The following is a 14,054-nucleotide window of genomic DNA, read 5'->3' on the forward strand; positions in this document are numbered from 1 at the left end:
GGGCCGCCGCGTAGGACGCTGATCCTGCGCGGCGGTCCTGTCCTTTCCTGGCGCGGCCGCGTGGCGCCCGCGCCACCCCACCCGTGCGCGTGTAGACATTCGGGTGTGCATACTCCTCGTATGGCTCGGCTCGAAAAGACCGCGACCTCGGCTTGGCTGGCCGAGTTCGGCGACGATCGCCCCGGCGTCCCACACGACGCCATTGCCGCCGCGATCGACTCGGCGCGGGACGAGTTGGACGGAGGGACCGACATCGGACAGTGAGCGGTGCAATACGTACCGTGATCTGCCCAAGCCTGCCGGTAGTCTCAGGGCATGACGAGCGGTGCACCCAGCGACTGGTACCGCTGGATCCCCGACCAGATCACTGCGCGGGACTACGATCTGCTGCCCGCTGAGTTCTGCCGGACCATCGAGGTAATCGACGGCCATATCGTGAAGTGCGAAAGTCCATCACGTCTGCACAATCGCGTGGCCAGGCGAATGGCCGCGCACATGGAAGCGGCGCGGAAGCCGGAGCCGTGCTTGATGGTCGATACCGACGTGGACGTCCGGCTCAGCGACGTCCCGCTCAGCCTCCGTCGACCGGATGTCGTCGTGTATCGCTGTCTGGACGACGACGCACGGTTGTATGCCGATGACACTGTGCTCGTAGTGGAGATCGTTTCTCCCGATAGTTCTCACCACACCGACACGGTGGAGAAGAAAGCCGCATATGCCGCGGCCGGTATCCCGGTCTACCTCATCGTCTTTCTCACCGAGCCCGCCGATGGCATCGAGCAGATCGAGGAGTACCGCCTGTCCGAAGGCCGGTATCACCTCGTGTGCTTGCACACCCGTCGACTGACCGTGGACGTGCCGATACCCGTCGATGTCGCTTTCGGCGAGCTGGCTACGGGATAAATACCCGAACACAGGGCCGCCGCGCAGGTGAACCCTGCGCGGCGGCCCTGCCGTATTCAGCCGGTGCGAACCGGGCGCTCAGACCTTCAGTCGAAGACCGAGCTCGCGCCGGAGCACCTCTTGCGAAGGGAGGCGGCCGAGCACGCGCAGCACCGCAGGCCGCAGCTCCCGTTGTTCCTCTTCGCTGAGCAGTCCGACAAGATCGCGCAGATCCATTTCATCGAATGCCGTTGTCATGGCAATCAGATTAAGGCCATCGAACCGATTCGTCCTGCGATGTTTAGCCACAGGTGGGAGCACATTTTCAGACCGGACAACCGGTTTACTTAAAGCTGCCGTCGTAGCGTGCCCGCGCGGCGATGACGTCGTCCATGCGCGCCTCCGCCCAGGCTTTGACGGCGCTCATGACCGGCTGGAGGCTGTGCCCGAGCGGGGTGAGTTCGTAGTCGACGCGGACCGGCACTTCGGCGGTGATCCGCCGCTCCACCAAGCCGTCGCGCTCCAGCCCGCGCAGCGTCTGGGTGAGCATCTTGGGGCTCACGCCCGCGATGATCCGGTTCAGTTCGGCGTAGCGCAACGGGCCCTCGGCGAGCGCGGCGAGCACGAGGCTAACCCATTTGTCGCTGATCCGGTCCAGCAGCTGCCGGGTCGGGCACTCGGCGATATACGCGTCGTAATGCTGTTTGGCCAGTTCACGGCGCTGCGCCGCGGTCTTCGTAGCCATCGGGGATACCTCGCCACCTCTAACGCACTCTCGGGTAACTACTACCCAGCAGATAGTAGCGCCTCGTAAGTTGGTCGACAGCCGAGAGGAAGGAACGTCATGCGCGCAGTAGTGGTTCACCGGCCGGGACCGGAAGCCGAGGTGGAGATCGTGGAAGTGCCGACGCCGCAACCGGGTCCGGGCGCGATCCGGATCGCGGTCGCGGCGGCGACGGTGAATCCGGTCGACCTGATGGTGCGTGCGGGCGTGGGCGGCACGCCGTTCGCCGCGCCGCGCGACCGATGGGGCGTCGGCTGGGACGTCGCGGGCACGGTGGACGCGCTCGGTGCCGGCGTCACGGGGTTCACGGTGGGGCAGGCGGTGATCGGCATCAGCGACCGGCTCGACGTCTCGCTCGGCGCGCAGGCCGACTATGTGGTCCTGGAGGCCGGAAACGTCGCGCCCGCTCCGGTTTCCGTGCCTCCGGTGCAAGCGGCCACCATCCCGCTCAACGGCCTCACCGCGATCCAGGCACTCGACGCGCTGGATCTCGCCCCCACCGACACGCTGCTGGTGACCGGCGCGGCGGGCGCGGTCGGCGGCTTCGCCGTCGAACTCGCCGCCGCGCGAGGCGTGCGGGTGATCGCGTCGGCCTCGCCCGCCGACGAGGACACGGTCCGCGCGTTGGGCGCCACCGATTTCGTGCCGCGCCAGGCCGCCCTGCCGGATGCCGTCCGCGCCCTCGTCCCCGGCGGAGTGGACGCCGCACTCGACGCGGCCGCACTCGGCCCCACGACGCTCGCGGCGGTGCGCGGCGGCGGACGGTTCGTGTCCATCAGCGTCCCGAACACCCCGATCCCGTTGCGCGCAACCGTGGTCCGCACGGTGCTGGTCCGCGCCGATCGCGCGCAACTCGACCAATTGGTCGCCCACGTCGACGCGGGCGAACTCACCCTCCGCGTAGCCGAAACCCTTCCCCTCACCTCCGTCGAAGCCGCCCACAAGCGCCTCGCCTCCGGCGGCCTACGCGGCCGCCTCGTCCTCGTCCCGTGACCTCGACCACGGGTGGCGCATGTCCCGTGCCACCCGTGGAGAGCGGATGCCGGTCAGCGGATGCGGATGGGGTCGTCGGTGTCGAGGCCGGTACGGGTTCGGGGAGAGATGTGGATGGTGGCGGGGGTGGCGTCGGGGGCGTAGAGGGTGAATTTCTCGAGGGAGCCCCAGTCGCGGGCCCAGTCGTGGTCGAGGTAGGCGGGGACGGTTTGGGACTTCAGCAGCAGGCCGGTCCAGCCGAGGGGGCCGCCGCCGATGTCGTCCTGCCAGGCGTTGGAGGCGTCGGAGCCGACCCGGTCGGGCAGGATGCGCCACCGCGGGATCTCGCCGACGCCGTCCTTGTGGTCGAACGGCCGCTGGCACGGGAAGGCCAGGCCGACGTGCCAGTCGAGCAGCACCGGATCCTGCGAGCCGACCACGGAATTCAGTGTGGCCAGCTTGGGCAGCCGGGGCGGGGTGACGGCCAGCCACTGCTTGGGCGTGATGTCGTTGTCGATCGCGACCAGCCGCACCGCGTTCACTTCCCCCGGCAGTCGATCCAGCGGCACCCGCAGGTTGCGCCAGGACGGCGCGGGGCCGATGTCCAGCGGATCGATCGAGCCGAGCGTGCGCACCTCGCCGTCCGCGCCGCGGACGCCGTACTCCAGATGCAGTTCCTGTCCGTAGGTGAGCACGCCGTCGGCGTCCACCGACCGGATCCGGCCCGCCGCGGTGATCGCGAGCACCTGGTAGGCCGGGTCGTGGCGCATGCTGTCGGTCAGGTCGAGCCGGTACCACTGGGTGGTCAGCTTCGCCTGCTGCTGCTCGCCGTCCTGGTAGCTGCCCAGCACCGGGGTCTTCGCCGCGTCCAGGCCGAACGGCAGCGCGACGGTACTGCCATTGATGCCCGCCTGCGCGGTGGTGCCGCCTCCGGTGCCCGCGCCGGTGGTCTTGCTGGTCTTGTTCTCGGAATCCTTGTCCAACGAGTTCGCGCCGCCGGAGACCGTCTCCTCGGCGTCGGCGGTGAGGTCGCTCGCCACCCCGTTCGGAGTGAAACCCTTGTTCTGCGCGGCCAATCCGTCCGCCGGTGATCCGGTGAAGGGTTGCAGCAGCGAATCGGCGGTGTCGGTCTCCACCAGCACCTCGTTGGCCAGCGCGCACGAATCCCCGCCGACCGATTCCACGTTCGACTTGGTGATCGAGTACGCGGGGTACTGCGTGGCCGCGGCCTTGGCGAGCGAGGCGACCTCGAACACCACCAGCAGTGCGGCGGCTACGGTCAGCGGCGCCGACGCCCACCGGTCGAAACGCCGTGGCGCCATCGCCCGCTCGCGCCGATACGGCTCCCGGTAGTGCAGCCAGATGGCGATCAGCAACGCGACGCCGCTGAGTCCGAGGAACAACGTGGACAGTCCCTTGCCCGCGATCAGCGGCGCCTTGTCCCACCACGGGACACCGTAGCTGGACACATACCACCACCCGTTGGAGCCGGTGAAGGTCACGGCGAGCAGGAACAGCACGGCGGCGGCGAACAGCGCGCGGTTGCGCGGCGAACGAATGCCGGTGGTGCCCACCGCGACCGCCGCGAGCGCGGCCAGCGATCCGGCCAGTCCGGCGTACACGCCGAAGTGGTGCGTCCACTTGGTGGGGGTGAACATCATCAAGAACAGCGACGCGAACACGATGCCGAGAATGCGCACCGAAGGACCGCGCGATGTGCCCGGAATCCGGCCCTTGCGCAGCACTTGCAGCACACACACCAGCAGGCACAGCAGCATCACCAGTACGCCGAACCGCCGCGCCAGTGAACCGTCCGGCGAGAGCATGAGCAGCGAATCCCAGCGGGTGCGCTCGTCGAACCACGCGACGTTCGGGCCGACGATCGTGCGGACCCGGGTGGCTTCCAGCACCGTCGACAGCGTCTGGTCGGCGAAGATCACCACCAGCACCAGCGTGCCCGCGGCAAGGCCGGGGGCGAGCAGCGCGGCGAACCGGAAGACCGTCGCCGCCCGGGAGGTCTTGCGCACGGTCCCGGGAGCGTTCACCGCTGCCGCGGCCTCGGCGGAACCCGCGGCGGCCGCGTCCGCGTCGGGTCCGGTGCGGGCCGGGATCACACCGCGCGCACGTTTGATGATGATCAGCAGCACCGGTCGCGACCCGGCGATCAGCGCCGCGATGCAGATCAGACCGGTCGGGCCCGCCGCAAGGGAGAACGCGGCGATCAGCACGGCCACCGCCGCGGGCAGCAACCGGCCGGTCGCGATGGCGCGTTCGATCGAGCACCAGGTGAGCAGTGCCCCCGCCGCGATCAGCGGTTCGGGGCGCAGCCCGTTGTCGTAGGGCAGCCAGAACGCGAGGAACACCAACCCGGCCGTCCACAGCGCCACCTTGTTGCGGCGCGCCCGGGCGCCGAGGCGGGGCAGCACCTCACGGCTGATCACCAGCCAGCAGACCACCCCCGCGAGCAAGGTGGGCAGCCGCATCCACAGGCTCGCGTCGGAGATCCGGGCCATCCAGGCCAGTACCTCGTAGGACCAGCCGAACGGAGCCTCGGGGACCGCGAACCAGCGGTAGTAGTTCGCCATGTAGCCCGCGTGCTCGGAGGCTCGCGCCATGTTCAGGATGTAGCCGTCGTCGGAGGTGTTCGCCCCGATGACGTGCCACAGCGCCAGGATGCCCAGCACGACGCCGTCCGCCGGGGTGACGCGCCACCAGTGCGCGGGCAGGAACCGCCGCGCTTTGCGCCCGTCGGTGGTGTCCAGCAGATGCAGTGCGACGAGTGCGATCAGCGTGAACACAGCGGCGGCGAGCATGGCGGCCAGCTTCAGCGGCGTCGGTGTGGAGGAGAAACGCGAGTCGATGTCCGCGTGCACCTGCGCTCCGGCGAGCCGACCGGCATCCAGGTCGGTGAACACGCCGACCAGCTGCGGTCGCACGTCCCGGCCGATCGTGGTCCGGAACGGCGTGCCGTCCTGGCGGGTGACGCCGGTGAGTTCGAGGGTCGTCGCGGCGGCGTTCGACTCGATGCCGATCGTCGCGCAGGACCCGACCTCCGCCAGCGGCGCGGACAGCAGCGGGATGTCCCGCAGCACCGCCGAGAGGACGCCGTCGGCGACCGAGACCACCAGACCTTTGCTCGCCGCCTGGCCGGAGGCCACCGGGACGGTGGACAGCACGGTGCCGCCCGCTGCGAGCTCGCTCACCAGCGAGCAGGGCAGCGTCGCGCGCAACCGCAGCGGTTCGTAGGACACCAGCGGCGCCGCCACGCTCGCGGCGCCCGGCTCGGGCCAGTCCACGCTCGCCCGATCCTGCCGCACCGGCAGGATCGGGGTCAGCAACGCCAGCAGGAATCCGAGAAGCCCGGAGAGGAGGGCGATCAAGCGGATACGGGTGAACGCTCGAGAAGATCGGTCCGGTCGCACGGTGGTTGATGCTAGCTACCGTCCGGTGTGATTCCGACTGCCCCTTACACACGCAGCGTATGAACGTCCCACAGCCAGACGTCCTCGACGCGCGTCGGCGTGAATCCGAGCAGCTGCGTGACCGTCTCGCGCAGTACCTCGCCGTTCCTCGTCGCGGGCAGCACCAGGACGTCGGCGCGCCAGAACCGCACATCATCCAGCGCGCGGGCGCGCACGTCGGCGTCGATCCGCGGCACCACCCCGGTGTCCTGCGCCTGCACCAGCAGGGCGGTGGTCGGACGGGCCTCGGGGCCGTAGATCCCTTTCCTGGTCGTACCGGTCGGGCCGACGAAGTAACCCCCCGCGAGCGGAAAGCCGAACTCGGCGTCGGCCTGCCAGCGCAGCGCCCGCGCGTCGGGCGGCCGGGGCGGGGGTACCAGAGCCACCGATCCGTCGCCGACGTAGCGGCGTACGGCGCCGTCGGCGAAGAAATCCGGCGTCGGCGTCCGTTCGACCACCGGCAGGACTGTCGGGATCAACGGCAGCAGCGCGCAGGCGAGAGCGCCGAACCACGCGAGCGGCCTCCAGTCCACCGCCGATAGCGTCCAGGTCCGCACCGCCCGCTCGCTGGCGAGCGCGAGCACGACCGCGATGGCCGGGATCGCGGCCATGCTGAGCCTGCTCTCCAGCACCGTGTTCAGCAGCGGGACCTGTTCGGCCCAGCGCCACGGCAGCGCGATGCCGGTCGGCCGCTTGCCGATCGTGGCGACCGCGCCCAGCGACAGCACTCCGAAGACCGCGATCACCACGGCCGCGGCCCGCACCACCCGGTCGCGCCACAGCAGCCCCACGGTGAACACCACGAGGAGCAGCAGCGGCCAGCCGAAGTACGCGTTCTGTTCGGTCGGGTTGATCGCCACGTTCTGGCCGGGAGCGAACACGCCACCCAGCGACTCGGACGGGAACTGCACCAGCGCTTCGAGATCGTTGCCCATCGGTCCGTGGTCGATCGAGCGATAGCTCTGCGGGCCGAAGAACTGCCACCACAGCGGGATCTCGGCGAGCGCCAGGGTGATCACCGCGCCCAGCACGAGGGTGGGGGCGATCGTCCGCCCCACGCGCAGCCCGGCGCCTGGCGCATGCAGGTAGTAGACGAGCGCGAACACGCCGAACGCGAGTGCGAAGATCAGCAGCGGTTCCTCGCCGAGCGCGATCTGCATCGCGACCATAAGGCCCAGGATGACGGCATCGCGCACCCGCCGACGCGGCTGCGCTGCTCGCCGCGTCATCCGGATCAACCGCCCCGCGATGATCGGAAGCAGCAGCAGCACGACGAAATTCGGGTGCGCGTTGGCGTGCGAGATCATCCCGGGCGCGAAACCGCAGAACAGGCCGCCGATCACCGCGGCGGCCCGGGATCGGACGAGTTCGCGGGAGAACAGGCGATACCAGGCGAACGCCGTACCGGCCAGGCCGATGGTGAGCACGAGCACGAACGTGACGGTGGGCCCGAAGAGCAAGGTGACCGGCGTCAGCGGCACACCGACGCCGAACATGGCCGTATTGGCCATCATGTTCACCCCGGCCGGAAAATTTTGCAGGTCGGTGCCGAGCGGGTTCTGCAAGTTGGCGACCGCGTGCGCGGTGACGGCGAAGAACCACTCCCACATCGTCTGGTCCTGACCGCTCTTGATCAGGTATCCGCTGTCGGTGTCGCGCCACTGACCCGACAGCACCGCCGCGGCCAGTGCCAGGTAGCCGAGAACGACGAGCAGATCGGCCCCACCGGCCCGGAGGCGGGGGAGCCGGGTTCGCGCGGGACTGGTGAGCACTCCGGTCGCTGTCGCTTCCATCGCGACCGCGACCTCCGCCGATTCCGTCTCTGCGCCGGTTTCGACGTCTTGTGCACGTGTCACCTGCGCATCACTCCTCGACAGCGCCCTCCATACCAACCACGCTGTGCGTGGACCGACAAACGGGAGGGGTATCCACTTCGCGCGAGTTCAACCGTGGCGAATTCGCCGCATCGGTCAGCGGCGGACGGTGACCAGCGTGAACGGCCCGATGTCTGTGCTGGTGAAACGCGAGTCGGCGAACAGTTCCTTGGGGAAGCTCACCGAGTAGCGCGCCACGTTCGGGTCGTTCGGGTAGACGTCCTCGGCCAGCCGCAAGGTGTAGCTGTCGCCGCTGCGCCGGAACAGGAACGCGTCCGGCGCACGCCACGGGCTCGCCGCCATCGCGTCGAGCAACTCCTGCGACGTCTTCAGTTGGCTCCAGCGCTTGATGGTGGCCCCGCGCTCGGCGAAATCGGCGAGCGGATTGGCGTAGTGCGAGGTGAGCGCCTGGAAGCCGAAGTAGGGGTAGAAGGAAAGGAAGCTGGTGTCGGCGGTGAGCACCACCGTGTCCGAGCGGGATCGCCCGGTCTGCGCGGTGAGCGCCCGATCCACCTCGCGGTAGTGCGCAACCGCTGAGGCGGCTCGCTGGTCGGCCCGGTTTCCGTCGCCGTCGGTGTCGGTGTAGGCGGTGGTGATCTCGGCGGTCAGCACATGCGGGATGTCCTGAGCGAAGGCCAGCGCGCCGATCGTCGCGACGACGATCGCCACCAGCCGGAACCGGGCGGGCTCGTTCAACGCCTGGTAGATCGCCCGCGCGCCCTCCACGAACCCGAACGCGCCCGCGACCGACAGCAACACCAGCAGCACCGGCTCCAGCCGGAACGACAGCAGCGTGGTGCCCGCGGCCGTCGCCACCATGGACAGCAGCGTCCACAGGTAGATCGCCGCCACCCCGATACCCAGCGCCTGCGCCCTGCGCGACGACGCCCCGCGCAGCACCAGCCATATGGTGCCGATCAGGCACAGCGCTCCGAGCAGCGAGAACTGGAACATCGGCAGGGGCAGCTCGGCTCCGGCTTCCGGCAGGTAGTGCAGGGCGGTTCCGGAGCTCGCGGTCGTGCCGCGCAGCGCCTTCGCCAGGTACGGGGCCCACACGACGAGCGCGACCAGTCCGGCGATCGCCGCGATCACCAGCAGCCGCGTCAGCGGCGGCACCGCCGCGCGCCAAGGGCGGCGCGCCGAGGCCGTCGCCACGCGAGCGCGACCCGGCTGGTCGGCGGCCCGCCGCGCGCGCACCGCCAGGAAGGCCGCCAGCAGCCCCATCAGAGCGACCGCGAAGGCGGCCACGAGGAAGTAGAGGGTGTAGAACGTGGCCGCCCAGCCCAGGAACAATCCGGTACCGACGACCGCGCCCCACCCACCGGCGGTGCGATGCTCGGTGTCCTCCGCCCGCACGTCCTCCAGGGGCCGATACAGCGCCCCCCAAGCGAGCACGAGGGCGGGCGGAAGCAGCAGCACGATGACGGCGCTGTACGCCTCGGGCGCGGCGTAGGCAAGCGTGACCGCCGTGCTCGCCGCGGCGACGCCCACCGCCCAATCCGCGCGGATCAGCTTCGACCACAGCACCAGCGCGACGACGGCGGCCACCGCGAGGAAGCCGATCGCGTACGGCTTGAACACCTCCCAGCCGTCCATCCCGAGCAGATTCGCGACCCGCCCGCCGATCCAGAACCAGCCCGCGGGGTAGAAGGACGGCAGATCCGCGTACGTCATATCGCGTAGCGCGGCGGAATCGGTGAGCCGCGTGAGGAACTCGGTGCGGAACTCCTGATCCACCGAGACGCCGAACAGATACAGCTTCGTCGCCGCCAGCGGCATGCCGAGCGTGAACGTGACGAACGTCGAAAGACCGATCCAGGACAGCGGTTTCGCGAGCAAGGGCCACTTGCGCAGCCGCAGCAGCGCGATCGCGACCGCGAGCATGACCGCGGCGGCGACCTGCCCGACCGTGGTCAGCGCCCGCGTCACGTTCGAGGCGTTGAAGGCGGGCCACTGCACCAGCGAGAACGCGACGAGCCCGACGGCGGCCACCACAGCGGCGACGATCGCCGCGAGCGCGGCTTCACCGACGCCCGAGGCGATCTGCCGCATCGCGAGCGACCTCCGCCCCGGCGCCGGGGCCGGATCGGCGGGCCGCGGCGGCGCTTCGTCCGTTGCGGTCACCGTGCTCAACGGACCGCTCCGCACTCGTCGCACTGGATTACTCGCATGGGCGCCTCCGGGTTCACAGGGTCCACTCCGTCAGACGATAGGTGCCCGCGCGATCACCGATCACGCGGGCACCGAGTTCGTTCGCCGAGGGTCAGATCGGCAGTCTGCGGAAGATCGCGCGCGGGACGTGCCGCAGCACCATCATCACGTAGCGGAAGCCGCCCGGCGCCCAGACCAGTTCCTTCCCCCGCTGCGAGGCCGCGACCGCCAGCGCCGCGACATCTTCCTTGTCGACGGTGAGCGGAGCCTCTTTGACGTGCGCCGAGAACTTGGTGCGCACCATGCCGGGCCGGATCACCAGCACGCGCGGGCCGTGCGGCCGCAGCGCTTCGCCGAGCCCGAGGTAGAAGCCGTCCAGGCCGGCTTTGGTCGACCCGTAGACGAAGTTCGAGCGCCGCACCCGCTCACCGGCCACCGACGACATCGCGATGATCCGGCCGAAGCCCTGCGCCTTCATCTTCTCGCCCACCAGCACGCCGACGGAGACCGAGGCGGTGTAGTTGATCTGGGCGACCCGCACGGCCTTGCTCTGGTTCTGCCACAGCTCCTCGGGATCGCCGTCGAGGGCGAAGGCGACGATCGCGACGTCCACGTCACCCGCGTCCCACGCGGCGTCGATCACCTTGGGGTGGCTCTCGGTGTCGAGCGCGTCGAAGTCGATGACGTCGACCTGGCTCGCGCCCGCGGCCTTCATCTGGGCGACCGCGCCCTCCCGCAGCGGATCACCGGGCAGCGCCGCGAGGGTGATGCGCGCGGGCCCCTTCTTCAGGTACTCCGCGCAGATTGCCAAGCCGATCTCCGAGGTGCCACCCAGCAGCAGAATCGACTGCGGGTTGCCAACGGCATTGATCACTGCAGCTCCAGCCTTCTCGCCATATCGGACATGAACACGCCTGTGGGGTCGACGCTGCGGCGGACCTTGATCCACTCGTCGATCCGGGGATACATCTTGTGGAAGGTCTCGGCGGTGGTCCGCGAGTCCTTCGCGGTGTACAGCCGCCCGCCGAACTCGAGCACCCGCCGGTCCAGCTCGCCGACCAGCTCGTTGAGGCCCGGCTTGATCGGGAAGTCGACGCAGATGTTCCAGCCCGGCATAGGGAAGCTCAGCGGGGCCTGGTTGGCCGGGCCGAACAGCTTGAACACGTTCAGCGCCGAGTAGTGCCCGGACGCCTGGATGTCCATGATGATCCGCTTGAATTCCTCGACCGCCTCGGTGGGCACCACGAACTGGTACTGGAGGAAGCCGTTGGAGCCGTAGCCGCGGTTCCACTCCGCGATCATGTCCAGCGGGTGATAGAACTGCGTCAGGTTCTGCACCTTGCCGGTGTAGTTGCCGCCCATCCGGTAGTACGCCTCGCCGATGGACATCAGCGTGACCTTGTTCATCGTCCAGTTCGGGAAAATGTCCGGGACGGTCATCAGCTGCGGCGCGTCGAACTTCAGCGGCTTGCTGCGCAGCCGCTTGGGCAGCTCGTCGAGCTTGGCCAGCCTGCCCCGGGTGATCGTGGCGCGGCCCAGCTTGGGCAGCGGGCTGATCACGTCGAACCAGGCGCTCGAGTAGGTGTAGTTCGCCTCGCTGCCGTCGCTGTGCGCGGCGATGGTCTCGTCGAGGGTCGTGGTCTTCACGCCGTCGTTGAGGAAGTAGGCGGTTTCCGTGGGCACCATCTCGATGGTCGCGCGCAGGATGATGCCGGTGAGCCCGTTGCCGCCGACGGTCGCCCAGAACAGCTTGGCGTTGCGCTTCGGCGTGATGTGCTGCACCTGCCCGTCGGCGGTGAGCAGATCGATCGAGCGCACGTGATTGCCGAAGCTGCCCTCGCTGTGGTGGTTCTTGCCGTGGATGTCGGAGGCGATCGCGCCCCCGATCGTCACCTGGCGGGTGCCGGGCAGCACCGGCACCCAGAGGCCGAACGGCAGCGCGGCCTTCATGAGCTGGTCCAGGCTGACGCCGCCGTCCACGTCCACGATGCGGGTGTCGCGGTCGATCCGATGGATGTTGTTCAGCGCGGTCATATCGACGACCAGGCCGCCCGCGTTCTGCGCGTGGTCGCCGTAGGAGCGGCCGAGGCCGCGGGCGATCACGCCGCGCCGCAGGTGGGCGGGCTTGCCGTCGTTGTCCTCGGCGACCATGGCGACTGCCTTGGCGATCAGTTCGGGATCGCTGGTCGAGAGCACTTCGGAAGAGGTGGGTGCGGTGCGACCCCACCCGGTCAACGTACGGGTGCGCGTCGGAAGGTCGAACGCGTTCCCCGCGGCCGGGCCGTCGTTCGTGACGCCGGCGCCCTTGTCGTTCCCGGTTGTCTTGGTGGCGGTCGGAGCTTTCGTGGACATCGGCATAGAGGCTACAGGTATGACGCCGGATGGGAACGGGGTCGCTCTACCCACGGGTAGTTGCGCACACGTCGGATCAACGCCGAATCCCGGTCATCGCCGGTTCGACGCTACGCTCGTCGGCGTGCAAGCCGAACCCCACCTGCCGCTTCCGGCGGAGTTGCCGCTGGTCGACGAGCCCGGCGGCAGTGATGTCGACCTCAAGACGCAGATCATCCGGTTCACCCTCACCGGCGGGTTCTCGGCCGTCGTCGATTACGGGCTCTACAGCCTGCTGCTCAACCTGGTGGGCCTGCCGGTCATCGTCGCCAAGTCGATCAGTTTCGTGGCGGGCACCACAACCGCCTACCTGATCAATCGCCGCTGGACCTTCCAGGCCCCACCCAGCCGCGTCCGCTTCCTCGCGGTCGTCGCGCTCTACGCGGTGACCTTCGCGGTGCAGGTCGGCATCAACAACCTGTTCTACTTCACCCTCCCGGGCGAGTGGTGGCGCCAGCCGCTGGCCTTCGTCATCGCCCAGGGCACCGCGACCGTCATCAACTTCGTCGTCCAGCGTTTGGTGATCTTCAAGATCCGCTGACTATTCGCTCGTCGCGCCGCGGCGGGTCAGAAAGGTCTCGACCAAGCGGTTGACTTCGTCGGGGATCTCCGCTGCCGCGAGGTGTGCGGCTCCGTCGACCACCACGAGTTCCGCGCCCGGGATGGACTCCGCCATGATCTCGAGTTCGGGCATGGGGAACGTGCGATCCTCGCGGCCTCCGACGATCAGTGTGGGACAGGTGATCGAGGCGAAGCGGCCTCGTTGGTCCGGGCGGTCGATCACCACCGATCGCACGGCGTGAGCGACCGATGCCGGATCATTGCGACGCGCCACGTCGACGACCTGCCGAACCACCTGCGGGCGGGTGCGTTCGGTTGTCGGGCCGAGGAACGCGCGAACCACCGATCTGGTGAGCGGTGGGCGAATCCCGCCGAGGATCCGGATCATCATCAGCAGCGTCCGGTACTGCAGCCGTTGACCGAGCGGTGCCGATGACGCCGTGCCGTTCATCAGAACGGCGGACTCGACGCGATCAGGGAATTCGGCGGCGAGGGTGCCGCCGATCATCGCGCCCCAGGAGTTCCCGATGAAATGCGTCCGAGGTAAGCCGAGCTGATCGAGGATGTCGACCACACAGCCCGCGCACTCGTCGAAGGTGAAGGGCCGCTCGAGACGACTGGACCTCCCGTGGCCGGGCGGGTCCACCGCGATGGTCAGGAAATCCCGTGCGAAGTGCGCGACCTGTGCATCCCAGAGGGCGGCGTCCATCAGAAGGCTCGGCCACAGCACGATCGGATGGCCGCTGCCGGTCAGCACGACGTGCAGCAACCCGAGCCGAGTCTGGATGTGGATATGCCTGCGGTCCATGACAGTGCTCATTCCTCGCGGTGAGCGGCGGGCCGGTGCCCGGCTGGGGCGTCTTCCCGCTCCATCGAACGGGTCCCGCCGCCGGCCGCGACGCGCCGATGTTTCTGGGCAGTGATCTGTACGATCGGACTCTCACGTTAGGCGTGGACCCATGCGCGCTCGACCTGATC

At 69.0% G+C, this 14,054-nt stretch carries 12 protein-coding genes; 4 read left to right on the top strand and 8 right to left on the bottom strand.

Annotated elements, in window-relative coordinates; all coding sequences use genetic code 11:
- The first annotated feature begins 120 nt into the window (after nt 1-120).
- Nucleotides 121-264, top strand: a complete 144-nt coding sequence (locus ON29_RS35530) for a hypothetical protein (protein WP_157172625.1) — start codon at nt 121-123, stop codon at nt 262-264.
- 51 nt (nt 265-315) lie between these two features.
- The gene (locus tag ON29_RS01495; protein WP_040864256.1) at nt 316-903 is read left to right on the top strand and encodes a Uma2 family endonuclease; all 588 of its coding nucleotides are present in this window, start codon (nt 316-318) and stop codon (nt 901-903) included.
- Nucleotides 904-981: 78 nt separating this feature from the next.
- Here ON29_RS01495 and ON29_RS36315 read toward each other — a convergent pair whose 3' ends face one another.
- Nucleotides 982-1,140 carry a hypothetical protein gene (locus ON29_RS36315; RefSeq protein WP_168434190.1) on the bottom strand — a complete coding sequence of 53 codons (159 nt, stop codon included), beginning with the start codon at nt 1,138-1,140 and terminating at the stop codon, nt 982-984.
- An 85-nt stretch (nt 1,141-1,225) separates the two neighbouring features.
- Nucleotides 1,226-1,627: a winged helix-turn-helix transcriptional regulator gene (locus ON29_RS01500; RefSeq protein WP_040864257.1), complete on the bottom strand. Its 402-nt coding sequence runs from the start codon at nt 1,625-1,627 to the stop codon at nt 1,226-1,228.
- Between the two features lie 99 nt (nt 1,628-1,726).
- On the opposite strand from ON29_RS01500, the gene ON29_RS01505 reads away from it, so the two are divergent.
- On the top strand, nt 1,727-2,659 hold the full coding sequence (locus tag ON29_RS01505) for an NADP-dependent oxidoreductase (RefSeq protein WP_040864258.1): 933 nt from the start codon (nt 1,727-1,729) through the stop codon (nt 2,657-2,659).
- A 53-nt stretch (nt 2,660-2,712) separates the two neighbouring features.
- Here ON29_RS01505 and ON29_RS01510 read toward each other — a convergent pair whose 3' ends face one another.
- The 5 genes from ON29_RS01510 to dprE1 form a co-directional block, all read right to left on the bottom strand.
- Nucleotides 2,713-6,060, bottom strand: a complete 3,348-nt coding sequence (locus tag ON29_RS01510) for an arabinosyltransferase domain-containing protein (RefSeq protein ID WP_040864259.1) — start codon at nt 6,058-6,060, stop codon at nt 2,713-2,715.
- A 44-nt stretch (nt 6,061-6,104) separates the two neighbouring features.
- Complete coding sequence (locus ON29_RS01515) at nt 6,105-7,892, bottom strand: DUF6541 family protein (RefSeq protein ID WP_040864332.1); 1,788 nt, start codon at nt 7,890-7,892, stop codon at nt 6,105-6,107.
- A gap of 177 nt (nt 7,893-8,069) precedes the next feature.
- Nucleotides 8,070-10,025 carry a galactan 5-O-arabinofuranosyltransferase gene (locus ON29_RS01520; RefSeq protein ID WP_040864260.1) on the bottom strand — a complete coding sequence of 652 codons (1,956 nt, stop codon included), beginning with the start codon at nt 10,023-10,025 and terminating at the stop codon, nt 8,070-8,072.
- Nucleotides 10,026-10,236: 211 nt separating this feature from the next.
- Nucleotides 10,237-10,998, bottom strand: coding sequence for a decaprenylphospho-beta-D-erythro-pentofuranosid-2-ulose 2-reductase (gene dprE2, locus ON29_RS01525; protein WP_040864261.1), 762 nt, complete (start codon nt 10,996-10,998; stop codon nt 10,237-10,239).
- Complete coding sequence (gene dprE1, locus ON29_RS01530; protein ID WP_040864262.1) at nt 10,995-12,482, bottom strand: decaprenylphosphoryl-beta-D-ribose oxidase; 1,488 nt, start codon at nt 12,480-12,482, stop codon at nt 10,995-10,997. The genes dprE2 and dprE1 overlap by 4 nt, the downstream gene beginning before the upstream one ends.
- A 118-nt stretch (nt 12,483-12,600) precedes the next feature.
- Between dprE1 and ON29_RS01535 the strand changes: the two genes are divergently transcribed.
- Nucleotides 12,601-13,056 (top strand): GtrA family protein, encoded by a 456-nt coding sequence (locus tag ON29_RS01535; RefSeq protein ID WP_245548774.1) that lies wholly within the window; start codon nt 12,601-12,603, stop codon nt 13,054-13,056.
- Here ON29_RS01535 and ON29_RS01540 read toward each other — a convergent pair whose 3' ends face one another.
- On the bottom strand, nt 13,057-13,884 hold the full coding sequence (locus ON29_RS01540) for an alpha/beta fold hydrolase (protein ID WP_040864263.1): 828 nt from the start codon (nt 13,882-13,884) through the stop codon (nt 13,057-13,059). It abuts the gene before it with no gap.
- Nucleotides 13,885-14,054 lie beyond the last annotated feature (170 nt).

Origin of the sequence: Nocardia exalbida NBRC 100660, assembly GCF_000308575.1 — a bacterium.
GTDB classification, from domain to species: domain Bacteria; phylum Actinomycetota; class Actinomycetes; order Mycobacteriales; family Mycobacteriaceae; genus Nocardia; species Nocardia exalbida.